14 protein-coding genes are annotated in these 23794 nt (G+C 57.5%); 7 read left to right on the forward strand and 7 right to left on the reverse strand.

Going from position 1 to position 23794, the window contains the following annotated elements; all coding sequences use genetic code 11:
* Positions 1–163: 163 nt before the first annotated feature.
* Positions 164–898 carry an SDR family NAD(P)-dependent oxidoreductase gene (locus VMU57_RS03180; RefSeq protein WP_325380707.1) on the reverse strand — a complete coding sequence of 245 codons (735 nt, stop codon included), beginning with the start codon at positions 896–898 and terminating at the stop codon, positions 164–166.
* A 120-nt stretch (positions 899–1018) separates the two neighbouring features.
* Here VMU57_RS03180 and VMU57_RS03185 point away from each other — a divergent pair, with 120 nt between their 5' ends.
* Complete coding sequence (locus tag VMU57_RS03185) at positions 1019–2017, forward strand: AraC family transcriptional regulator (RefSeq protein WP_325380708.1); 999 nt, start codon at positions 1019–1021, stop codon at positions 2015–2017.
* Positions 2018–2222: 205 nt separating this feature from the next.
* Here the strand turns inward: VMU57_RS03185 and VMU57_RS03190 are convergent, their stop codons facing one another.
* The 3 genes from VMU57_RS03190 to VMU57_RS03200 all read right to left on the reverse strand — a co-directional run bounded on the left by VMU57_RS03190 (position 2223) and on the right by VMU57_RS03200 (position 9057).
* On the reverse strand, positions 2223–3383 hold the full coding sequence (locus VMU57_RS03190; RefSeq protein ID WP_325380710.1) for a tetratricopeptide repeat protein: 1161 nt from the start codon (positions 3381–3383) through the stop codon (positions 2223–2225).
* A 270-nt stretch (positions 3384–3653) separates the two neighbouring features.
* Positions 3654–7202 (reverse strand): TonB-dependent receptor, encoded by a 3549-nt coding sequence (locus VMU57_RS03195; RefSeq protein WP_325380712.1) that lies wholly within the window; start codon positions 7200–7202, stop codon positions 3654–3656.
* 598 nt (positions 7203–7800) lie between these two features.
* Positions 7801–9057, reverse strand: coding sequence for a multiheme c-type cytochrome (locus VMU57_RS03200; RefSeq protein ID WP_325380714.1), 1257 nt, complete (start codon positions 9055–9057; stop codon positions 7801–7803).
* 650 nt (positions 9058–9707) lie between these two features.
* On the opposite strand from VMU57_RS03200, the gene VMU57_RS03205 reads away from it, so the two are divergent.
* From VMU57_RS03205 to VMU57_RS03225, 5 genes are all read left to right on the forward strand, one after another.
* Positions 9708–11771 carry an alpha-N-arabinofuranosidase gene (locus VMU57_RS03205; protein WP_325380716.1) on the forward strand — a complete coding sequence of 688 codons (2064 nt, stop codon included), beginning with the start codon at positions 9708–9710 and terminating at the stop codon, positions 11769–11771.
* 24 nt (positions 11772–11795) lie between these two features.
* Positions 11796–12902, forward strand: coding sequence for an alpha/beta hydrolase (locus VMU57_RS03210; RefSeq protein ID WP_325380718.1), 1107 nt, complete (start codon positions 11796–11798; stop codon positions 12900–12902).
* A 120-nt stretch (positions 12903–13022) separates the two neighbouring features.
* Complete coding sequence (locus VMU57_RS03215; RefSeq protein ID WP_325380720.1) at positions 13023–15701, forward strand: glycoside hydrolase family 3 C-terminal domain-containing protein; 2679 nt, start codon at positions 13023–13025, stop codon at positions 15699–15701.
* Positions 15702–15809: 108 nt separating this feature from the next.
* Positions 15810–17507, forward strand: a complete 1698-nt coding sequence (locus VMU57_RS03220) for a carboxylesterase/lipase family protein (protein ID WP_325380722.1) — start codon at positions 15810–15812, stop codon at positions 17505–17507.
* Positions 17508–17705: 198 nt separating this feature from the next.
* A complete protein-coding gene (locus VMU57_RS03225; RefSeq protein ID WP_325380725.1) occupies positions 17706–18686 on the forward strand; it encodes a hypothetical protein in 981 nt (326 codons plus the stop codon).
* 148 nt (positions 18687–18834) lie between these two features.
* Here the strand turns inward: VMU57_RS03225 and rpmA are convergent, their stop codons facing one another.
* The 3 genes from rpmA to VMU57_RS03240 form a co-directional block, all read right to left on the reverse strand.
* Entirely contained in the window at positions 18835–19101 is a 267-nt protein-coding gene (gene rpmA, locus VMU57_RS03230) for a 50S ribosomal protein L27 (RefSeq protein WP_325380727.1), read from the reverse strand.
* Between the two features lie 53 nt (positions 19102–19154).
* On the reverse strand, positions 19155–19490 hold the full coding sequence (gene rplU, locus VMU57_RS03235; protein ID WP_325380729.1) for a 50S ribosomal protein L21: 336 nt from the start codon (positions 19488–19490) through the stop codon (positions 19155–19157).
* 383 nt (positions 19491–19873) lie between these two features.
* Positions 19874–21328, reverse strand: a complete 1455-nt coding sequence (locus tag VMU57_RS03240; RefSeq protein ID WP_325380731.1) for an RDD family protein — start codon at positions 21326–21328, stop codon at positions 19874–19876.
* 279 nt (positions 21329–21607) lie between these two features.
* Here VMU57_RS03240 and VMU57_RS03245 point away from each other — a divergent pair.
* The coding region (locus VMU57_RS03245) for an LPS-assembly protein LptD (protein ID WP_325380733.1) at positions 21608–23794 on the forward strand (2187 nt) is incomplete at its 3' end.

Genomic DNA, 23794 nt, shown 5'->3' on the forward strand with positions numbered 1-23794 from the left:
CCCTGTTTACGCTTCGCCGAACACCTCGCGGTGTGCAACGCAAAACTCGGGGCCGAGCCGTTCGCTACTCCTTTCTCGTAGGACTCTTGCATGCCCTGCTTCATGCCGGTTTATCCCCGCGCACTGCATCGGCAATCATGCATCAAGCCGAGATCCGCTGATATCAGATGGCCGAGAAGCCGCCGTCGACAGCCAACTCCACCCCATTCACGAAGCTCGAATCGTCTGAAGCAAGAAACAGCGCGACCGTCGCGATTTCTTCAGGCTGACCCATCTTTCCCCGCGGGATTAGGGATTCGAACATCTCCTTCGCCTCCTTGGTGAGAACCTGGTCCTGCATCGGTGTGGCAATCGGCCCCGGGCTCAACACGTTCACCCGGATATTCCTGCCCTTCAGTTCGTTGAGCCAAGTGCGTGCGAATGAGCGCAACGCCGCCTTGCTCGCCGCATACACGCCGTAACCAGGAAAGCCTTTCACCGAAGCAACTGACCCGGTCATGAAGATCGATCCGCCATCGTTGAACAGCGGCAACGCCTTCTGAACCGCAAACAGCGTTCCGCGCGTATTCAGGCCGAAGGTCGCATCGAAGTGCTGCTCGGTAATCTCGCCCAGTTGGACGGCTTCGCCCGTGCCGGCGCTCGCAAACAGGACGTCGATCTTGCCCTTTTCTCGCTTGACCGTATCGAACAGACGGTCGAGGTCGTCGAGATTTGCCGCGTCACCGCGAACGCCGGTCACGTTGCGGCCAATCGCCTTCACCGCCTCGTCGAGCTGCTCCTGCCTCCTGCCCGTGACGAAAACGTAGGCACCCTCTTCAACGAAGAGCTTGGCGCTCGCCAGCGCCATGCCGCTCGATCCACCCGTGATGACTGCAACCTTACCTTCAAGCTTTCCCATAATGACTCCCTTTGGTAGATGTGTAGAATTCGGTACTGAAGAGTAGATTTCTTTGGCGGTGGACGAGAACTGCTCAGGAGTCCTAATGTTTTGTCTATTCGTCCAAACTAAGAGGCCACATTGGATCCGATAACCGACATCTTCAGAACGATGCACGTAACCGCTTTCGGTCAGCACAGGCTCGAAGCTACAGCCCCGTGGGGCTTGATACAAGAGAAACAGACCGAAGAAAAAGTCACGCCTTCCGGCAAAAAAATTTCACCCACAGATTTGGCGCACTTCGCCATGCTGTCGCGCGGTAACTGCTGGCTGAGTGTCGAAGGGATTCCGGAGCCGATTCCCCTCACCGGTGGCGATTGCTTTTTGCTGGCCCGGGGAACTTCGATTGTTTTGCGCGACAGCCCGCGAACACGTCCGAGGTGGAGTTTCCGCGAGATCGGGGCCAAGGCCAACAACAATGTCGCTCATTATGGAGGTGGTGGCGCACCGACGACAATCGTCTGTGGGTCCTTCAGTTTCGATCGCGCCAGCCTGAAGCCGATCACTCAGTTATTGCCGAGCTTCATTCTGATGAAGGCCGAGCAGGCACGCACGCTGGCTCTTCACAACACAATGCAGGCGCTGGCATCAGAAATGGCAGAACAGTCGCCGGGATCTGAAGTAGTCGCGACTCGGCTAGCCGAGGTCCTATTTATCCAGGTACTCCGGGCGCATATCGCGTCGGGAGTGGAATGGCGCAACAAAGGATGGCTTCGTGCCGTTTTCGATCCTCAACTGGGCACGGCGCTGAGTGCCATTCACGACAGAGTGAATACACCCTGGACGGTCGAATCCCTGGCCGAGGCGGCGGGCATGTCTCGCTCCGCATTCGCAGCGCGTTTTAAAGAGCTACTCGGGCAAACACCGCTGGAATATGTAACCGAGTGGCGGATGCAGAAGGCGATGCAGTTACTCGAACAGCGTGACAAAAAGCTCATAGACGTCGCTCGGTCGGTCGGTTACGAGTCCGACGCTGCGTTCAGTAAGGCGTTCAAGCGAGTTGTCGGGGCCAACCCTGGCGAATACCTCAAACGTGGTTTTGAAGACCACGATCATGCCGGAATGGCGGAAGATTTTTGAAGCCGAGGATTCTGACCTTACCGGCGAGGCCTGGGTGCCATGGAAGTGTGTTCTCCCACTGAAATGGGTGCCCAGGTGCCTCGCATTTGGGAACGGGAGACCACGGACCCAAGACCGACCGAAGCTGACCTTCTGCTCGGTTCCACCAAGCCAATGTACTCAGCTAAGCATGCCAGGACTATACCCCTAGCAGAGAAGAAGATATCTACCGCTGTGATGCCTGCTGAGCTTCAAGGAGCTTCTCGTAGAGGGCGTGGCTTGCCTGAAGTGATTCTTTGTTCATCGTGCTTGCCTTGGCGAACTCGGCTTTAGCATCCTCTTTTCTTCCCATGGATTGATACAACTTCGCCAGTCGCCAGTGCGGGGCGACGTCTTTTGGATCGAGCGCGATCGCTTTCTGAAGCTCGCCGATTGCTTCGTCCTTTCGGTTCTCTTCCTCGTACACAATTCCGAGATCGAGGTGCACAAGGGCAAATGACGGATCGACAGCAACGGCCTTTTCCAGCTCTGGCAGCGCCTTTGCGTAGTCGTTCAAGTGAACATAGGAGTCTCCAAGATAGGCTCGCGCCTGGAGATGCTTGGGATCATTGTCGAGCTCGGCCTGAAACTCTTTGGCTGCTTCCGGAAAGTGATTTTGAGTCCAGAGGAGATAGCCCAGCCCGAAGTGGACGTTAGGCTCTTTCGGATTGGCCCGAACGGCCGCGCGAAATTGTTCGGTGGCCCCCGCATTATCGCCCGTCTCGTCGAGCGCCTCACCGGCCAGCATGTCCGCCTCTGCGGATTCGGCATTCAGGGCGAGAATCTGCTTGTAGACATCGAGAACGCACTGATTCTGTTTGCTCCACAAGCAACTGTGGGCGAGCGCCAGCCGGAGGGGCAGGCTCTGCGGATCTCTTTCCGCCGCCTTCCTTAGATATGGAATCGCTACAAAATAGTCGCCCATACCGTAGTGCGCCATGCCGAGCAGGATTGTAAGGCGCAGGTCGTCAGGATGCTTCTTGAGCTCGGCGGTGAAGGGTTTGATGGAGCCCTTGAAGTCTTTGGCCTTGAAGAGCGCGAGGCCGAGATTCATCTGGAGTCCTGGCAGCGCGGCATTGAGTGCGAGCGCTTTGCGGTAGTTGGAGATGGCGTCGTCGTAGTGCTCCCGGCGGGCTTCCATCAAGCCAAGATGTGCGAACGCCTCTGCGTTCTGCGGATTGCTGCGAGCTATGCTTTGCCACGCCTGCTCGGCTTCAGCGTTCTGTCCCTGTTGCTCGAGTGCAAGGGCATTCTGGCGGGAACCGTCTTGAGCTGAGAGGATAGCGGTTCTGGAGATTACAACCCACAGCACTCCCAGCAGTAACCATGTTTGACTTTGGCGCTTCACCTTGTCCCCGGGACTTCAGCACGCAAACTTTTCATAATAAATATCTTGGGTTCGGATTTGCGCCACGACGCATCTCAATAAAGATAATCCTAATAGCAATGCACGACGGAGATAAAGAAGAGGGCCCAATGGAAACGGGCTTTTCCTTTTCCACGAATTCAAATTTAACAAATTGATGTGAATTGCACTGTCATACGATTTCGTCCTGTTGCTCTGCAATAAAAAACTGGCGCGGCAGGGTAGCTGCCGCGCCAGGAGATGGAAACTGGTTTAGAAGATAATCTTGCCTCCCAGTTCAAGTGTTCGGGGGTCGTACGTGCTGGTGACCTTACCGAAGCTGCCTTTGGAAGTTCCATCACTGTTGAAGCCTTGGAATTGCTGGCCAATGTTGTCGAACTGCGTGTGGTTGAAGGTATTGTAGGACTCCACGCGAAGCTCGAAGCGGGCCCTTTCGGTCATAGCAAAGGACTTGTAGATTGAGGTGTTGAAGTTGACGCGGCCCGGACCGATGACCGTGTCCTTGCGAGCGTTACCGAAGCCCAGGTTTGCACCACCTGCCCAGGCCGGGATGGGCGCTGCAAAGGCTGATTGATCAAACCACTCATTCTGTTTCTTGGTGTAATGGATCTTGCCCACGACATCGGGCCGGTTGGTGTAGCCACCGCCCAGGCCGATCGTGTCGTATCCAACGTTGAGGCTCGTACCATTATTCGCGCCTCCGCCGTTGATGATGCCGCCCGTCTGTAAGTTTGCCGTACCTGCAATCTCCCAGCCTCCAAGCAGCGAGTGGGTGAGACCCGAACCTGAGTTGAAGATAGGCAGTTTGTAGATGTAGTTAAGGTTGAGGATGTGGCGACGGTCGAAAGCACCGGAACCCTTGTCGTACTTGAGGTTGAAGGGATTGCCGACACCCTGGTCATCGTTGCTGGAGATGTCGATCTCGTGGGAGTAGGTGTAATCCACCTCGCCCGAGAGACCCCAGCGGTTCTGCGCTCGAAGGCCTACCTGGAATCCGTTGTAGTTACCGTTTGTGTTGTTCTCCTGCTCGTTGATGGTGTTATATCCCCGAAAGGTGCGATAGAAATCCCCGTTCGACAATGCCGCGTGATTGGGGTTTGTTCCGGAATTGTTGCTTGGGTCTCCGTTATTAGCACGGATGTCCATCGGCGTGTCGAGTGGATAGTTGTTGATTTGGCGCCGGATGTTCTGATGCCAGGCCAGGTTGCCAACGTATTGCACGACTGCCACGACGGACGGCTTGATTTCGTGCTGCACACCCAGGCTGAACTGGGCAATTCCTGGCGCTCGGAAGGTACGCGACAAGGTTGTCAGCCCCTGAGGACCAAAAGGCCTGGGCGAGTTTCCACCCTTTACATAGCCCGTGCTGGGATCCGATAGGTAGACATTCGTTGCATTCGGAGTATTGGAGAAAGGAACGCTAGGAGCAACATCGTAGATGTCGTTGCCCTGCAAGCGCTCGTAGAAGGAGCCGATGCCGCCACGCAGAATGGTCTTGCCGTTTCCGAAGAGATCTTCAGAGAAGCCGACGCGCGGCTGCAAAGTCGCGTAGTCGTTTCTGACCAGACCCTTCGGTTCACCATTCTGTCCGGCGATATAGATGCCATTGAGGTAGAACTGCTGACCGTTCACGATTTGAAATCCAGGTCCTTTTGGATCGAGAGAGGTGCTTCCCGGTACATAGGTTGGACCTTGACTGGCTAGATACAGGTTGGGGTCGAAGTTGGCTACGTTGTTCCCACGCTCATAGGCGGACGGCAGAGCATCGTAACGAAGTCCCAGTTGTAAGCTGAGGCGCTGCGTAACCTTCCAGTTATCCATCACGTAGGCCGATGTCGTCTGATTGACGTAGTGACGAATTGGCAGGCTCTGGGTCTGCGAATACTTGGTGGAGAGGCCCAACAACATGTCCATAAATGGATCGCCGGAGTATGGGATACACTTCCCTGTAGCTGGGTCCGTACCAATACATCCACCGGTGACGTTGTCGAAGAAGAACTCGCCGCCCGGGGCTCCGAAGAGCTGCTGGTTCTTGGTGTAACGGTTATAGCTGAGGCCGAACTTCATGGAGTGCTTACCGCTCAAATAAGAGATATCAATCTTAGGACTGTAGTCCTGGGCGGCATTGTGCCATGGAGCCGAGCCTGGGTTTTCCTGGGTTCCATACTGGCCGTTCCAGTGCATATTGGGCACGTTATTGGAGCTGTTGTTGAAGAACCGGGGGATGTTGAAGCCGGTGGGCAACTGCGAATTCGGACTGTTGACGATATTAATGACGTTGCCGTCGTAGTTCATGCTGACTTCTGCCAGCAGGTTTGGAGTGATGGTTGCGGTGAGTTTGACAGCAGCGCTGTTGGAAGGCGTAATGATTGAGCTGGTAATGGTGTTATAGCTCGCGCCGGACCATCCGATCATAGGTCCACCCTGCACCTGCGTGACGGAATCGTGCAGGTAGTGACCGAGGATCTGCCATTTGTCGTTAATGCGATGGTCGATTCGGACGATATCGTCGCGCACGTTAAGGGGCGTCTGCGCGGAGCTGGCGATCTGATCGTTGGGCAGGTTCGGCTTTGGAACGATTCCGGAGTTGAGATAGGCTAGGGCGTTCGGGTCAAACAGTGCCGCGGGAATGGTGTTGTTGGGAAAGGGTTGTCCTTGGGCCAACCCCAGATTCTGAAGTTTCTTCTGGTATTTTGGATCGCCCACACTGCTGGAAGAGGGAACGAGAATGGCCGAGCTGGAGGCAAATCCAGGCGCCACGTATTTCAAATTCTGACCCGCAACCGGGAAGTCGGCGGCGGGGAGCGTGTTAACGATGTTCGGCGAGTTGCCCTGATTGATCTTGCGCCACTCCTCGTTCCAGAAGAAGAAGGTCTTCGACCGGTCTTTGTTGTACACGCCAGGAATCGTGACTGGACCGCCGATGTTGAAGCCATAGATGTTGTATCTCAACACCTGGCGTGGTAGGTCGGCCTGCTTGTTGAGATAGTAGTTGGCATCGTAGGCTGTGTTGCGGTTGAACTCCCAAACCGAGCCATGGAAGTCGCGCGTGCCGCTCTTGAGGCTAAGCGAGATGGTGGCACCCGACGAGATACCGTAGTCGGGTGGGTAGTTACTGGAAAGAGTCTCGAACTGAGCGATGGCATCCTGCGAAGGCATAATCTGCATGCCGCCGGCTCCGCCACGATCGTCGGACTCGCCACCGTCAATAAGAAAAATGTTGTGGTTCTGACGAAGGCCGTTGATGCTGAAACTGAAGCTGCTTCCCCCGGCTCCAGCGGACGGCGTGTTGTTGTCGGGCATCATGGAACTGGCACCGAGCCCGATGGCAGCCAGAGCGGCGAAGTTGCGGTTCTGGGTGGCGATTTCGCTTATCTGATCCGCGCTGATCAGGGAGCTTACAACGTTAGAATCGGCCTGTACTGTAAGTGCATTTGCCGAGACGGTCACCGTTTCGCTGACGCTTCCCACGGACAAAGTCGCGTCGGCTCGTAGAGTCTGGGAGACGTTCACTCCCAGCCCCTTGGTGACATAGGTTTGAAAGCCGTTCATCGTGACCTTCAATTCGTATGTGCCGACGTTCAGCCCAGAAATACTGTATATACCGTTGGCGTTAGTCACCGTATTACTGACGAAACCGGTCGCGTCAGCAGTTACAGATACCTGCGCACCGGCAATGGCTGCCCCTTGGTTATCGATCACGGTTCCGGTTATCACTGAGTTCTGCTGTGCGTAGGTAAAAACACAGGCGAACAATAAGAACATCACTAGCGTGAATATCTTTGTTCTTCCACGATTCATCACAATGTGCCTCCTCAAAAAATTGCAATTCTAGATCTACCGCTCACTCCAACGAACTAATGTCATGCTGGGACGTTCTGTGAAATGTGTGACATCTGTTGATAGTGCAGCCCAGCTCTGAAATCTTTGGTTTTCGTGTCTGTTCAGCCTCAATGCGAAAGCTGAATACGTTTCACTAAACAATCTTCTAAATCGCTTTAACATTGAGGATCGCAACAGTACGAGGAAATGCGGGGCAGTGTCAAGGAAATTCTTAGCACAGGTTTTCCCACGAGGTAACAGAGACTTTCCCTCGTCTCTTGAGGAGCAATGAACTTCAGTGTGCGGAGATTCCCAGCCACCAATCCGAAGACCCACTTACAAATTGGACTGACCATGTTAATCGGAAGCTAGTTTGAGCTTCACCGACCGGGTCGCGAGCTATACCTTACAACCGAAGCCACCTGACAGACAGGTTTAGCCCGGCGTTACGTGCGGAGGCCCGTTGCTGAGGCGTACTTCGGGCAAATCACCAGGGGTATAGGTCATACGTCACAACGCCTCTTGTCTAAATCCTGCAAACGCGGCACTCATTTATTTATTGCAATCAGCATTCCACTCAGCGCTTAGTGTTGTCTCCCGGCTTGCCGGTGCCTGGATAGATCTTGATCCAATGATTTCGCATGGTTGCTCGAACGACCTTATCCGCCGTCTCTGAGACGATCACCCTTGTCGGCTCAACTGGCATATGGCAATCAATGCAGTTATTCGCGATGGAATGTCCTATAGTTTTTGAAACCGGACAGCTCTGCCACTGATGGCAGGTCAGGCATTTCGCTGAATAGGCTGCAGCCGGCTGCTCCTTTGCATGTACGTCGTGACAGGTCGAACAGGTCATGTTCGGCGACGATAAGTAGCAGCGGCTTCTCTGCAGCAGACCGACCTGATTGCCGTGAACATCTGGATGCTCTGCTGCATCTGTCTGCAAGAGTCTGAAGTAATCGGTCAACGGCTTGCCGGGCATATAGGAAAACGCTGGTGCGGTAGCTTCACGTTGAACACCGTTGTGGCACAGTGCACACAGATCGACCTGCCTGTCGCGAGAAAACTTAGCCGGGTTCAGGATCGTCTGCCCAGTCGATGCGGAAGCTGAACCGGCTTTCTCACTTGCCACATGCTTCGCGCCTGGACCATGGCATCTCTCGCATGAGATTCCAGTCACCAGACTGTCCCTGTCATAGCGATTCGTGGCCGGGTCCTGTGAGAGCGGTCGGATGTACGTCGCGTGGCATTCCAGGCAACCGGGATTGACGCGCCGCGAGAAGTCGACGGAACCGTTTTCGTAGCCGGGGCTATTGATCCACTGATGCCCGTCCGTCCAGTAGCTTACCGGCAGCTCATACAACTGGTTGCCTTGCCAATAAAGGTAGGTCGCTCCCCGGACCCCGGAGCCAGTGACTATGTCGATTGGCTCGGTTCGAGTTTGCACCTGCTTGCCCCAGCCGGTCACGGCGGTTTCATAGTAGCCGCCATGCTTTGCCTCCATCTTGAAATAGAGGAAAGGCTCTGCCGTTGTAGTCGGATCGACGATCGTCAGGACATTTGATCCTTCCTCGAACGAACCCAGCACCGACTCCTTATTTGCCAGCTGCGAGGTAAGGTAGTGCGAGGTGTGCAGGTAAGACGCGCCCTGTTTCTTATGGCAAGAGATACAGGCCGCATCGCCGACGTAGTTGTCGCGTCGAACGTCAGCCTCGTGCTGACTTGAGCCATCCGCCCGTGCAGCGGATGCGATCGGCTCCGGTTTCATGGCTTGAATTGCAAGGGAGGACAAAGCGATCAGACCCAGAAGAAAAATCGCGCTGACTCGGGTCATTTCGAGATAGTCTCGCAGCGGAGCATCGGTTCACCTTCGTACCACTCTAACGTCGCGCCGCGAAACGGACAACAGTTTCTGCGCGATAGACCCGGATCTCTTTCGCGGCGGCCTTGCCCACACTTCAGGTTGCCCAGTCGCCCAACTCTTCTCCCAGAATGCGCCCACTTTCCGAAAGTGGACGACTGTGTCCAGCACCAAAAACCCGTTCATCTACGGTGACTCGATCAGCTTCACCATTCGCACTGCGGGAGCTGGGGTCATGCCCACTGGCGCCATCACCATCATGCTGAATATATTTTCCTAACCGCTTTTGTTCCGTCCGAAGAATGCGGCGCCGCAAACAATCGATCAGCGCTTGCAAATGTACTAAAACGATTTATTGTCTTGTTTTGTGCACAATGTTCCTTGTATAGTTCGTACGTTCCGTCCAGATAGGCAAGAATTGGTGCCTAACTCGAGATCGAAACCCGATAGCACAACAAATCGGGTAAACGCTTGCTCGCATGCGTGGGGGGTATATGTATCGTCGGATTTTCGCCGCTTTGTGGATGCCGAACAGCAGTTTGGCACCCTGTATAGCAATTCGGTTCGCGAGTGGCTCTAAGATCAAAAAGGCAGGTGCAGGCTTTGCGGTGGCTTTGCTGTCGATGGCATTTCTACACTCTGCTGCTTTCGCCCAATCGCCCCCAATCAACGCTTCGATCGATGTCTCGAAGACCGGGACTCCGATCTCCAAAAATATTTACGGACAGTTTCTGGAGCATGGCGGAGACATCGTGAATACGGGTATCTGGTCTGAGATGCTTGCGGATCGGAAATTCTTCTATCCGGTTGACACTGCAGCCCCCACACCTCCTCCAGTGATGGGCAACGCCGTGGGTAATCCCCGGCTCCATCGGCCGCCTACCCGGTGGTGGGCTCCGATCGGCGGTGCGGGTGTGGTCATCATGGATGCGAAATTGCCCTACAGCGGAGATCAGTCTCCGTTGGTCAAACTTGACCCGAAAGATCCACACGGCCTCCGTCAATCGGGAATCGCCGTCCGGAAAGGAAAGAGTTACACGGGCCGCATTGTGCTCGCGGGCGATCCGGCGGCCGTAGTGAAGGTCACGCTCATATGGGGCAGTGCGGCGGCTGATCGTCAGACAGTCACCCTCCACACACTCGGCACTGCGTATCGCAAGTTCCCGCTGCACTATATCGCCGCAGCCGACACCGACAATGCAACGCTGGAGATCGCAGGCACAGGAAAGGGCTCCTTTCACGTCGGCGCGGTATCGCTCATGCCAGCCGATAACATTGAAGGCTTTCGGCCCGAAGTGATCGCCGCCCTCAAGCAGTTGCGTTTTGGCGTGCTTCGCTTCCCCGGCGGCAATTTTGTCTCAGCCTACGAGTGGCGGTATGGCGTGGGCGATATCGACAAGCGGCCTCCAATTTTCGATCCTGTCTGGCACGCCGTTCAACCCAATGATGTTGGCACGGACGAATTCCTTACCCTGTGCCGTCTGCTTGGCGTCGATCCTTACATCACCGTTAATGCCGGATTTGGAGATGCGTGGTCGGCGCGCGAATTGGTTGAATACACCAACGGACCCGCAACCACGCCGATGGGGAGATGGCGTGCGCAAAACGGCCATCCTGAGCCGTATCACGTGAAGTTCTGGGGCATCGGCAATGAACCCTGGGGCGACTATCAGATGGGCGCGATGTCGCTTCCCCAGTTCGAAGTGAAACACAACCTCTTTGCGAAAGAGATGAAGAAGGTAGACCCATCCATCAAGCTCATCGCGGGTGGCGCCATGCCCGATGTGATGGAAGGCGCCGATCAGTCGCGACGTATCAACGGCCAGTATGTTCCTGACTATCTATCAGCAGCCGACTGGACCGGCCAGATGATCCTCCATTGCCTCGACAATATCGACATGATCAGTGAGCATTACTACGCTTCGGGCACGCAGCACACAGACATGAAGCTGCAAAAGAAGGTGACGATCGATCCGCCGCTTTCGCTGATCGAGTGGGAGCGCGCCCCCGCGGTGCAGGTCCGTGCCAAATATGAGCACTATGAGGAGTATCTGAAGCGCATTCCAGCATTGCGCGCCAAACCCGTCCCCATTGCGATTGACGAATGGGCTTACATGGGCAGCAATCGAGACGGCTACAAGGTCGTTCCTGCCTACGCGTGGGCGTTCCACGAAATGTTCCGCCACTCCGACGTCTTCCAGATGGGAGCCTTTACCTTCGCGACCGCAATGATGAGTGAGAACCGGACCGAAGCCGTTCTCAACCCCACAGGGATGCTCTTCAAGATGTACCGCGATCATTTCGGCACGATTCCCGTCGAGACCACTGGAGACTCGCCGCAGCCCAAACCCGTATTCCCGGCAGGCGGCGATCAGCCTGCGATTAACCCGGGCAGCGATACCTATCCCCTCGACGTCAGTGCTGCACTGAGTGAAGACCGTAAGGCACTCACCATTGCCGTGCTCAATCCATCTGGCTCGGAACAGAGCATCAGCATTGCAGTCAAGGGCGCTAAGCTCACAAGCGCTGGAACCCTATGGCGCATGGCGCCTGACTCGATCGATGCCACCGTTCAGGTAGACAAGAAGCCTGAGGTCCAGGTCGAACAGCAATCACTCGGCACGCTTCCTGACGTCGTCACAGTGCGTCCCTTCAGCGTCAACATCTACTCCTACCCGCTGCGGTAGCCAGACCTTCGAGAGAGTATCCCTATGAGAACGACAAAGCTGATATTTACATGCGTCCTTGCCCTCATCATTGCGCCGGCAATGCAATCCACCGCTCAGGTGAAGGTCAACGTTCCGGATACGGTACCTGGGGCAAAGCCAGTGACGGTAGAGCACATCAAGATTCATGGGGCATCGCTTGAGGGAAATCTTGAGGGTGACGCTGTCGATCGTGACGTGATCGTCTTTCTTCCGCCCAGTTATAACAAAGATAAAATGCGCCACTATCCGGTGGTCTACGCGCTCCACGGTTATTCCATCGGTGCCGAGCAGTGGACGCATGAGATTCACGTGCCGCAGACGATCGAAGGCGCTTTCGCGCAGGGCTCCAAGGAAATGATCTTCGTCCTGCCCGATTCCAAAACTATCTACAACGGCTCCATGTACTCGAGCTCAGTCACTACCGGGGACTTCGAGAAATTTATCTGGCACGATGTCGTTGCGTACATCGATGCACATTACCGCACGATTCCCGATCGCCAGAGCCGCGGCCTCGTCGGCCATTCCATGGGAGGCTATGGCGCGTCGCGTATTGGCATGAAGCATCCCGAAGTGTTCGGGGCTCTTTACATCATGAGTCCCTGCTGCATGTCTCCGATGACCGGCGGAGGCCCCGGCCCCAGCGATCAAATGAAAGAGCGTGCGCTCGCCGGTGAAAAAAAAGCTGCCGCAGCTAAGTCTCCGGCGGATCTTGCCGCACAGTCTCCTGGCTTTGCCTCGGCTCTGTACGCGACAGCAGCGGCGTGGGCACCTGATCCCAAAAATCCTCCTCTCTATTTCGACCTGCCAACGAAAGACGGCGTTCCTCAGCCGGAAATTGTGGCAAAGTTCACGGCCAACGCTCCTCTGGTTTTTGTCGATCAGTACATCGGCAATTTGAAGCAATACCGCGCCATTGCGATAGACGTGGGAGACCAGGACGGCCTGCGGTTCGATGCCGCCAAGTTGCACACCATCCTCGATAGTTATGGAATCGCGAACAGCTTCGAGATCTATTCCGGAACGCACACCAGCGCGGTTGCCGATCGGTTTCAGAACCACGTGACGCCGTTTTTCAGCAAGAATCTCTGCTTTACCAAAGATTGCGAATAGACAAGGGTCCGTCGTGATCTGGCGCGAACGTTGCTCAGCTACTTGAACTGCTGCTTTGATTTTGCAGGCAGCCCACCCAGGACCTTTAGCCTGGCCCAAAATTTTATTTGGAGAGATTACATGAAAAACCGTGTGAAGCGAATGATCAAATACGTAGTCACTTGTATGGGAGCGCTGCTCCTTGTTTCGACGCTGCAAAACGCGGGCGCGCAGAGCGCGGAGAGGCTCCCCTATCTGAATCCGCAGCTATCACCCGAGCAGCGAGCCACCGACCTGGTGCGCCGCATGACGCTTGCCGAGAAAGCGTCCGAGATGCAGAACAACTCGGCGGCAGTGCCACGGCTCAAGATCCCTGCGTACCAGTGGTGGAGCGAAGCTCTCCACGGTGTGATCAACGAGGGCGTAACGGAGTATCCCGAACCGATCGGGCTCGCCGCCACATTCGACGCGTCGGGAATTCACACCATGGCCGGCCAGATTGGGATCGAGGGCCGCATCAAGCACGTGCAAAACCAACGCGAAGGACACACCGGCATCATGGGTGGCCTCGATTTCTGGTCGCCAAATCTCAATATCTTCCGTGACCCGCGCTGGGGCCGCGGACAGGAGACCTACGGCGAGGACCCGTTCCTGACAGGCCGCATGGGTGTTGCCTACGTAACCGGATTGCAGGGTGATAATCCCAAATATTACCTGGCCATTGCGACGCCGAAGCACTTTGCCGTGCACAGCGGGCCGGAACCGACGCGCCACTTTGCCGATGTGGATGTGAGCAAGCACGACGAGGTGGATACCTACGAGCCTGCATTCCGTGCCGCCATTGTGGAAGGCAAGGCCGGATCGGTGATGTGTGCCTACAACGCCATCAATGGCGAGCCGGCATGCGCCAACCAATACCTGCTGCAGGATCAACTCCGCGGCAAATGGGGTTTCCAAGGGTATGTTGTCTCCGATTGCGACGCCGTCAGAGACGTTGCCGCCAACCACCGCTACCGCCCAACGCAGGCGCAGGGTGCTGCCATCTCGGTCATTCGCGGCATGGACAACGAATGCGTCACGTTCACTTCGAGATTTGGCGAGCCGGTGGATAAGGCATACATCGATGCCGTACAACAGGGGTATCTGCCGGAAAACACTCTCGACACCTCCCTCATTCGCCTATTCACCGCACGGATCAAGCTGGGCATGTTCGATCCGCCTGACATGGTTCCCTACACGAAGATCGATGAAAAGGAACTGGACAGCAGCGCCCACCGTGCGCACGCACTCAAGCTCGCGAATGAATCCATGGTGCTGCTGAAGAACGATGGCCTGCTCCCGCTGAAGCCCGGGATCAAAAAGATCGCCGTCATCGGTCCGCTGGCCGACCAGACTCGGCCGCTGATCGGAAACTACGCCGGTCAGCCCACGCATATTGTGTCGATCATGGAGGGCCTCAAGGCCGAGTTTTCCAACGCATCCATCACGTTCGTGCCGGGAACGCAGTTCCTGCGCACCGAAGGGACACCCATACCCAACGCTCTTCTGACCACGCCAGACGGCAAGACCGGACTGAAGGCCGACTATAACGAAGGCATGGGCGGAGGGCCGGGTTCTGAGACGAAGAGCACTCCCATCACGAGCCGCACCGAGCCCAACGTAAAACTCACCAAGGAAACTCTGCCGGCTAAGGTGGCTGACAGGAAAACGTTTGGCGTGCAATGGTCGGGCTTCTTGACACCTGACGAATCAGGAGACTTCTTGCTCGGCATTCGCTGCGAGGGCTTCGGCCGGCTCACCGTGGATGGCAAGCAGGTTGCTGCTGCGTTCGGCGGCGGCAGCGAACCAGTTTCTGGAGTTGGCCGCGTCCATCTTGAGAAGGGCCGCAAAGTTGCCCTTGAAATCACCTATGGGAGCAGGAACGGCAAAGCGCAGGCAGACCTGATCTGGACAAAGGCGAACAACGCGCCTTCCCCCGCAGCGGTGGAGGCCGCGAAAAACGCCGATGTCGTCATCGCCGTTGTGGGCATCACAAGCCAGCTTGAGGGTGAAGAGATGCCGGTGAGCGAACCCGGCTTCCTCGGCGGCGATCGCACCAGCATCGACATGCCGAAACCGGAAGAGGATCTGGTGGAAGCCGTGGCTGCCACGGGCAAGCCGCTGGCGGTCGTTCTCCTGAATGGCAGCGCCCTGGCCGTTAACTGGATCAACCAACATGCCAACGCCGTTCTTGAGGCCTGGTATCCCGGGGAAGAGGGAGGCGCGGCAGTTGCCGAGACCCTGAGCGGAAAGAACAATCCGGCGGGGCGGCTGCCAGTCACCTTCTACACCGGCGTCGACCAGTTGCCGAACTTTGAAGACTACGGCATGGCAAATCGGACCTACCGATACTTCAATGGCAAGCCTCTCTATCCCTTCGGTTATGGGCTGAGTTACACGAAGTTCAGCTACAGCAACCTGAGCATACCGACCTCTGCTGTTGTCGCCGGACAGCCCCTTGGCGCGGATGCAACGGTCAGCAATACTGGCAAAACAGCGGGAGACGAGGTTGTGCAGCTTTATCTCAAATTCCCCGACGTCAAGGGAGCTCCGCGCATCGCTCTGCGTGGGTTCCAGCGCATCCATCTCGAAGCTGGTGCAAGCCAGCATGTCCATTTCGAGCTGACCCCGCGCGACCTGGGCATGGTGATGGAGGATGGAAATCCAATCATCGCGCAGGGGGATTACACAATCAGCATCGGCGGAGGACAGCCCGACACCGGCGCGCCGGACGTCAGCGGTCATTTCCACATCGATGGCCAGTACGCTTTGCCCGAATAATCTTGGTTTCCAGCCGGAGATTTTTCCGGCTGGTAGACAGGGAATATGTAACCAAAGTTGATACGATCTGCCTGATTCTCGGGCAACCCGTGTAAAGGAGACTCATTCATGTCTGAATCATCCAATCGAACTATTCTCACGCGCCGTGAGGCGCTCCTGCTTTCGGCCACGGCAGGGGTGAGCCTTGCTGCCGGAAGATCTGCATTCGCCTCCGACAGCATCAAGACCGCGGCCCACCAGGAACCGGGCAACTGTTCAACGCCGCGTTCGGCGGTTGCGAAAACGCAGTACGGTAAGGTGCGTGGGTTCGTCGATGGCGGCGTCTTCACTTTCAAGGGAGTACCTTACGGCCAGACTACCGCCGACGCTAACCGTTGGCTGCCGGCGAAGCCGCCGACGCCATGGACAGACGTGTACCCGGCCTTGGTCTACGGAGCGAATTGCCCGCAGACCCTGCATCCCTGGACAAGCATAGAGCAGACCTTTCTTCAGGATTGGGATGATGGATGGCAGAGCGAGGACATGCTCAAGCTGAACATCTGGACACCCGGCCTGACAGGCAAGCTGCCGGTGATGTTGTATATGCACGGCGGAGGGTACAGCTTCGGCTCCTCCTATGAACTGCCTTCGCATGAGGGTGCGCAGATGGCGCGGCATCATAACGTGGTGCAGGTCTCTGTCAATCACCGCCTCAATATCCTTGGCTTCTTTGATGTCTCTGAGGTTGGTGGGTCCGCGTACGAGGATTCTGCGAACGTCGGCATGACCGATCTGGTGGCGGCCCTGCGCTGGGTCCACGAGAACATCGAGAACTTCGGCGGCGACCCGGATCGCGTGATGATCTACGGCCAGTCGGGCGGCGGATCGAAGGTGACCACGTTGATGGGGATGCCTTCGGCTGAGGGGCTCTTCCATCGCGCCGCGGCGCAATCGGGCGGCGGCGGCAACATCCCCAGCAGGGAGCAGCAAACGGAAGTCGCCCGGCTCGTGATGAAAGATCTTGGTCTCGCGGCAAACGACATCGAGTCGCTGCAGAAGATGGAATGGAGCAGGTTGTTTGCCGCCGGAAACGCGGCTGTTGCCAGGATCAATCCGGAAGGTCCTCGCATGATGGGGCCAGGCGCGCCAGGTAAGCCTCGCGTCGGATGGTCGCCGTGCGTGGACGGCAAGGTGATCAACATGCGTTCCTTCTTCGACGCTGCTCCGGAGATATCAAGGAACGTGCCCCTGCTAATCGGATCCGTCAGCGAAGAAGGCAACCGGATGTCTTCCAACCCCACGGAGAAAGAGTGGCATGCAGGTCTCTCTCGGGCCTATGGCGAGGAAAAAGCTACGGCCATCGTTGCCGCTCTGAAGAAGGCCTATCCGCAAAAGCAGATTCGGACCCTGTCGTACATGTGCAGCGGAAGTTTTGGACTCAACGGACTCTCCATGCGAAATAATGTGGTGAAGATGGCGAGGCTGAAGCACGAGCTGAAAGCCGCACCAGCCTATGCCTACTACTTCACGTGGCAGACGCAGATGCTCGATGGCATCCCCGGTGCATGGCACACGTCCGATCTCCAGTTCTGCTTCGACAACACCAGGCGCTGTGAGCAAGGAACCGGCAATACGCCCGAGGCGCAGGTATTGGAAAAGAAGATGGCTGCGTCATGGGCAGAGTTTGCAGCAACTGGAAACCCGAGCATACCGGGTCTGAAGTGGGAGCCAACCGACCCTCAAGCCAACAGGACGATGATTTGGGATAGTCAATGCCGCGTCGCGGACGATCCCGAAGGCGAAGCCCGCAGCATCATATTGGCATAATCCGTTCGGAACGAATGAACCCGGTTCCACGGTTCCCGTCTACAAGAGGGCCAGATTGCCGACTGCTAAAGGAGCCTGTTATGCTATCGACGTTCCAAGGGCTCATCCAGAATTAGAGGGGCATCCATCCGCCTCATTCCGTCGATCCACTCCCGGAATCAGGCCTTCATGCCTTTTATCGTTCCGGGAGGCTGTTCGATGAGCAATCCACAATCACCGCAGAATCAATCCGCTGTACCCACCGGCAAAGGAAGCAGTGCTTCCAGTGAAGCCCAAACCACCGCAGCCCAAGCCATCCTCGAAGACGTTCAGAAGGCAAGACTAAGCACCAGGCTGAGAGAAACGGGTACGAAAAGCGCTCTCGTTAGCGCATTCGGCGAGGATCCCCAGGCGTATTCCAGCGGATTGGCCAAACAATTGGCCGAGCTTTCCGCCAGGCAGCGTACCCCGGCCGCAATTCCTGTGAAGAAGCAGCCTTCACGTCTGGCCGCAACATTGGACGGCCTCGCCGGCTTTTTCGGGCCATGGAACACCATCGTCGCTCCTAATGCGACGGTTGCACTCGTCCAGACTCCTTCCAGCACCAACACCAGTGGCGCGATTGGCGGAGAGATTTATACCGGCGATATCGCGCTGGAGGGCCAGGTCTACAACGGGGACGCGCAGGAGCAGTGGTGGGTGAATACCTGGCAGTACATCATCCCGTTGCCCATCTTCTCTTCGAATCCCGGCTCGCTCGCGTATCGCTTCAACGTCGGAGCATCTGTGGGGCTGTACAGGCAGGACTTTCTCACAGGTTCAGTGCATATATACGCAACTGTGGCTACGACCAATGATCTGGCCAGTCAACCGATTGATTTTAGCCAGCCAGTGAGCTCCACCTTCGCCATCGCCGCAGACCTGCCCACAAGGGCCGTGCCGCCCATCGTCGACGGAAACGCGAAGATCACCGGCAGCATCGCGTTGGCGGCGGGAAAGACTCCCGCGATCGGGATCGTCATCGGAGTCATCTTCAGTGTGGCAAAGGGGAATCTCCAGATCATTCCCGGCGAATACAGCTTTGTCTGGTTGACGAATCCGGATGCGACGACGAATGGCGATATCGGCAAGATCGAATATCGGCATGACCCGTTCTTCTGGGTGGAGGCCGTCACCAGGAAGCTCGCCTATCAGCCATAAATTTGGCGCTTCGACGCGCATGTCTTCGTTGCCGAGAGCGGGCGGCAAACCGGCAGAGGCGGTCACCTACGGACTTTCCCGTTTACGCAGAAATGAAAAGACCCTGCCAAAGCAGGGCCTTTTCTGAAACTGCGGAAATCTAGAAGATCTATGCGCTGACGGCGATAGGATCGATGGAGACGAAACGGCCAATCTGGCCGCGGTCCTGGAAGCGGACTACACCGTCGATCTTGGCGAAGAGGGTGTCGTCCTTGCCACGGCCTACGTTTGCGCCGGGCTTGAGCGGGGTTCCGCGCTGACGAACCAGGATGGAGCCGCCGGTGACGGTTTCGCCGCCGAAGCGCTTGACGCCGAGCCGCTGTGCATTCGAATCGCGGCCGTTTTTAGAAGAACCTAAGCCTTTTTTATGTGCCATTGCATTGCCTCTTTCGCGCGGCCTTGGGGCATTCGCGCTGAAAATCTAAATTTTTACTTCGCTGCTTCTTCTTTGAAGCTCTTGCCGTTGACCTGAATCTCGTTGATCTTCACTTCGACGAAGTTCTGGCGGTGGCCCTGCATCTTCTTGTACTGCTTCTTGCGCTTGAGCTTGAAGACGAGGATCTTGTCGCCGCGGCCTTCACCGAGCACGGAGGCCAGAACCTTGGCTCCGCCCAGTTCGGACTCGAACTTGCCTGCTTCGCCACTGATGGCGACGATGTCGGAGAACTCGACCGCGCCGTTCTCATGGGCGGTGGTCTCGATCTTCAATTTGTCGCCTGGGGCAACGCGGTACTGTTTGCCGCCGGTGCGGATGACTGCGTACATAGCTAAAACCTCAAGCGTGCGTTCTTGAAAACGCTGCCGCCTCTTCTACATAGATTGTGCTGCATGGGGCGAATACAGGAGCACTGCATCAAGCCAACTGGCTGAATCGTCGCAAGTTTCGCGGACTCAAGCCGGTTGTCCCTGCAACCCCTCAGCTCGAAACAAGATTCGAGACACACGGGCTACAGCGCCAAACTTAAGAAGTGTATCGCGTTTCAGGGGAAGGGTCAACCTAATGCTTCGACCCCGGCTTATAGGCAAATGTAACCGGTAAAATACCGTTTCTCCGGTTACAAATCAAGCAATGTAACCTGTAAATCAACGATTTACAGGTTACTTATTGCAAACTACAGAAAATAGGCTATTTAGCCTCATAACTGCTGCTAGTAACTGCGCTGATAGATGTGAGAGATTCGGTCGTGCCAGCCCAGGCTGTCATCGTCGAGCCAGGCCCAAAGGAAGCCGAGGCCCAGGGGGCAGGCAGCGAGGACGCCGGCCAGAACGCGGCGGCGCATCGCGGCTCGAGTGGGATTCTCGTCGTTGAAGGTGCAGAGGCCGATACGGGCGTAGCGCATCCCCGGTGTCGTATCGGAGAAGGTGAAGAAGAGACCTTGGTAAATCAGCGCCATCAGGGCAAGCACGCCGACACTGCCGATGGCAGCGATCTGGAGGGGAATATGTGCTGCGACCGGAGGTGCGGGCAGCTTGGCCAGCGTCAGCACAAAGACGACGACGAAGCTGAGAAACGCGGCGAGCAGGATGCAGCCGTCGACCATCGCGGCCATCAGGCGCAGGCTGGGCGAGGCGGCGTGGAGCGGAAGTACAGGGCTGAAGGGCAGCCGAGAGGTCTCGGGCTCGACGTACGAGGAGACCGGGAGGGCGCTCAGCAGGATGGAAGACCACTCGGGGATGATGGATTCGGCGGACTCGGCCGCGGGCGCCGTGGAGATCTGGGTCGGCTCGACCTCGAAGATGCGAAGCTGGGTTGCGTCGTGGGCCTGCTCGGCCTCTTCGCGCAGCGGGCCTTCGGCGATGCGCGGACGGGCGCGGCGCGAGGCGACGAGCTGGCGGGGGAACTCGATGAGGTTGGCGGGAATCTCTACCGGCGCTATCGGGTCTTCAAAGGTAGGAGACTGGCGGAAGGCGATCTCGTCTTCGAGGGCGAGGCGCTCGTCTTCTTCGATCTCGGCAAAGGGGTTCTGGTAGCGATTATGGCTTGCGCCGCTGAAGGGACCGGGAATGGCGTGGTTGCGGTCTTCGTAGAGGCGGACGGTAAGGCCTACGCTGGAGACCTGCTGCTGAGGGGCGGTTGAAGAAGCAGATCCTCCGCCTTCGGCGAAGGATGACAAAGTGGGTGGGGCGAAGGATGACAAACTTTGGGGGGCTAAGGATGACAAATCTGGGGTGGCAGAGGAAGAGGTTGGTGAAACGGAGAGCGGTGACGGCGGCGCTGGCGGGGGCGTGAGCTCCCACTGTTCCAGCTCGGCGAGCAGCGCGTTCTGCGCGTCGGCGATGGCCTGTGCGCTGCGGGCGGCGACTTCGGCGGCGGCCTGGGCCTCCTGAATAGCGCGCTCAGCCTCGGCGGCGAGGAAGGCGCGGTAGCTTTGGGACTGGGCGTAGCGCTCGGCTACGGCGGCGGCGATCTGGGCGGCACGAGGTTTGGTTGAGGCGGGACGGACGATCGTCGGCGCGGGCGCGGCGGCCTGCTGCCCATGACGGGCGCGGTGGGCGGCGAGACGCTCGGCGACCTGTTGCTTGAGGGCAAGGGGGGCCAGCGCTGCTTCCGCTTCCTCGGCGGCTTCGTCCAGTGGCTGTATGTCAAGCTGTGCAGAGCTCATTGTGCTCAAACCTAAACCCGCTTCCGTGAAATCGTTTAGCCTCAGAGAGTGGTGCGTCTGACATTTTTTGAAAACAGCGAACGGGAGACGAGGGATGGCCGGAAACTCCGGCTGCTCTCGCGTACTCTGCCGTCGGTTGCATTGCCTGAACCTTCTGAAACGCTGCAAGCGGGTCTTGCGGTTGCGACGGCTGAAGCTGGATTGAGATGGGTGCAGACTCTCAGCCCAAAGCGTGCCCGGCGCGCCCTGAGAACCGTTTACCTCTTGATAACTATCACGATGATTGCAGCAAGTCATCCACAGCTTCGCGCGCAAGAGGTGACGAATCAGGCAACCCCCGCGGCGGCGCTTCCCGACGCGCCGGAGACGGGCCGGTATCCAGAAGCGATTGTCGTTCCGGAAGCAGAGAAGACTGTCCCCGTCGTGATGGAGTCGGACACGCAGTCGAAGACGGGCGACCGCTATGTGCTCGACGGCAACGTGGTCATCACCTACGGCAATCGCAAGGTCGAGGCCGACCACATCGAGTACGACAGCGCGACCGGCGAACTGGAGGCGACGGGACATCTGAAGGCGACCGGCGGCGCGAACAACGAGATCATCACGGCGAGCCACGGAACCCTGAACCTGAACAAGCAGACCGGACGTTTCTACGATGTGTCGGGCTCGGTGGGGCTCAAGAGCTCGGGCCACAAGATTGTCTATGCGAATGGGCATCCCTTCCTGTTTACGGGCCGGGTGGTGGTGAAGAAGGGGCCGCAGGAGTACGAGGTCTACGGGGGAACGGTGACGTCGTGCCAACTGGAGCATCCCGACTGGCTGCTGTATGCGGGCAAGTTCGAGATCGATGGCGCGATGGCCAGCGCGCGCAACAGCGTCTTCCACCTGTTCAACATCCCTCTGCTTTATATGCCTTATGTGACGCATCCGGTGAACACGGAGGGGCGGCAGAGCGGCTTCATGATTCCTGTGATCGGCGAGTCTTCGACCAAGGGTTTGATTCTGGGCGAGCAGATTTATTTCGCCATCAACCGCAGCACCGACCTGACGGTGGGCGCGGAGTTTTTTTCGAGCAGAGGGTGGTCGCAGTCGGCGATGCTGCACTATCGCGGCCGGGACAACGATTTTGCGACGGGGCGCTACAGCGGATTGCTGGACCGCGGCTATGTGACGGGCGGCCAGTATGTGAACCAGGGCGGGCAGGACGTGACCTTCTCCGGCCGCCACGATTTTTCCTCGCAGACGCGGATCGCGAGCGACATGGAGTATCTCAGCTCGTACCCTTACCGCGAGGCGTTCACGGAGAACTTCAACCAGGCGGTCTCGACCGATATCCTCTCATTTGCGTATGCCGTGCATGAGACCGACGGCTTTGCGTCGGATGTGCGGGCCGACCGCTACCAGGGTTTGAAGCGGGTCGCCGTGCCTGCGACGGCGACGACACCGGCGATTCCGGCGCAGGAGGTCCGCATCTTCCATGCGCCAGCGCTGGAGATGTCCTCGACCGACCATGCGCTGGGCACGTCCGGGCTGCTGTGGAACTTTGAGAGCTCGGCCAGTGGGCTGAAGCGGGTGCAGCCGGACTTCGTGAGCAGCGGAGTGACGCAACGGTTCGACCTGCATCCTGAGATCGCCTATCGGCTGAAGCTGGGCGAGTGGAAGTTTGTGCCTTCGCTGGGAGTTCGGGAGACGCTCTATAGCCGCAGCCTGAAGCCTCCGGCGGCGATTGTCGATCCGTCGGTCGAGCACAGGGGCGGATTGAGCCGGAACGATGTGGAAGCGCAGGTGGATGTGCGGCCGCCGGTGATCGAGAGGACGTTCGACTCGAAGTTTGTCGAGAAGCTGTTCGGCCATGCGGTGCGCCACACCATCGAGCCGGAGCTGAAGTATCGCTATGTAGGCGGCGTGGACGAATTTATGAAGGTGCTGCGATTTGACGACGTGGACGTCGTGAGCGACACCAACGAGCTGCAGTATGGCGTGACCCAGCGGCTGTTTCTGAAGCCAGCCGGGGGCAAACAGCAGCCGTGCAAGGCCAAGGAGAAGGACGCAGACGACGACGCGGACGCAGACCAGACGCAGGGCGATGCGGAGACGGATTCGAGCCACTGCGGAGCGCTCGAGTGGATCAGTTGGAGGCTGACGCAGAAGTATTTCTTCGACAAGAACTTTGGCGGCGCGGTGGTGGATGGCAAGCGCAACATCTTGGACACGACGCTGAACCTTTCGGGCGTGGCGTTTTTGACCGAGGCGCGGGAGATCTCGCCGCTGGTGTCGCGGCTGAGGGTGAGGACGTCGGCGAAGATGGATGTGGAGTGGGACTTCGACCTGGACACGGGCGCGAAGAAGTTTACGTCGAACAACGTGCTGGTGGACCTGCACGAGGGCAATGCGTTTGCCGGGCTGAGCTATGCGCGGCTGAACGCTCCGGGGCGGTCGTACACGCAGGGGACGGCCTCTCTGGTC

This window comes from Edaphobacter sp. (assembly GCF_035532915.1).
In the GTDB taxonomy this organism is placed as follows: domain Bacteria; phylum Acidobacteriota; class Terriglobia; order Terriglobales; family Acidobacteriaceae; genus Edaphobacter.

Excerpts from the sequence above, each read along its gene's own strand:
- VMU57_RS03225 (WP_325380725.1), top strand. The coding sequence starts at position 17,706 with ATGAGCAATCCACAATCACCGCAGAATCAATCCGCTGTACCCACCGGC.
- VMU57_RS03210 (WP_325380718.1), top strand. The coding sequence starts at position 11,796 with ATGAGAACGACAAAGCTGATATTTACATGCGTCCTTGCCCTCATCATT.
- VMU57_RS03215 (WP_325380720.1), top strand. The coding sequence starts at position 13,023 with ATGAAAAACCGTGTGAAGCGAATGATCAAATACGTAGTCACTTGTATG.
- VMU57_RS03205 (WP_325380716.1), top strand. The coding sequence starts at position 9,708 with ATGGCATTTCTACACTCTGCTGCTTTCGCCCAATCGCCCCCAATCAAC.
- VMU57_RS03220 (WP_325380722.1), top strand. The coding sequence starts at position 15,810 with ATGTCTGAATCATCCAATCGAACTATTCTCACGCGCCGTGAGGCGCTC.
- rplU (WP_325380729.1), bottom strand. The coding sequence starts at position 19,490 with ATGTACGCAGTCATCCGCACCGGCGGCAAACAGTACCGCGTTGCCCCA.
- VMU57_RS03240 (WP_325380731.1), bottom strand. The coding sequence starts at position 21,328 with ATGAGCTCTGCACAGCTTGACATACAGCCACTGGACGAAGCCGCCGAG.
- VMU57_RS03200 (WP_325380714.1), bottom strand. The coding sequence starts at position 9,057 with ATGACCCGAGTCAGCGCGATTTTTCTTCTGGGTCTGATCGCTTTGTCC.
- VMU57_RS03180 (WP_325380707.1), bottom strand. The coding sequence starts at position 898 with ATGGGAAAGCTTGAAGGTAAGGTTGCAGTCATCACGGGTGGATCGAGC.
- VMU57_RS03195 (WP_325380712.1), bottom strand. The coding sequence starts at position 7,202 with ATGAATCGTGGAAGAACAAAGATATTCACGCTAGTGATGTTCTTATTG.
- rpmA (WP_325380727.1), bottom strand. The coding sequence starts at position 19,101 with ATGGCACATAAAAAAGGCTTAGGTTCTTCTAAAAACGGCCGCGATTCG.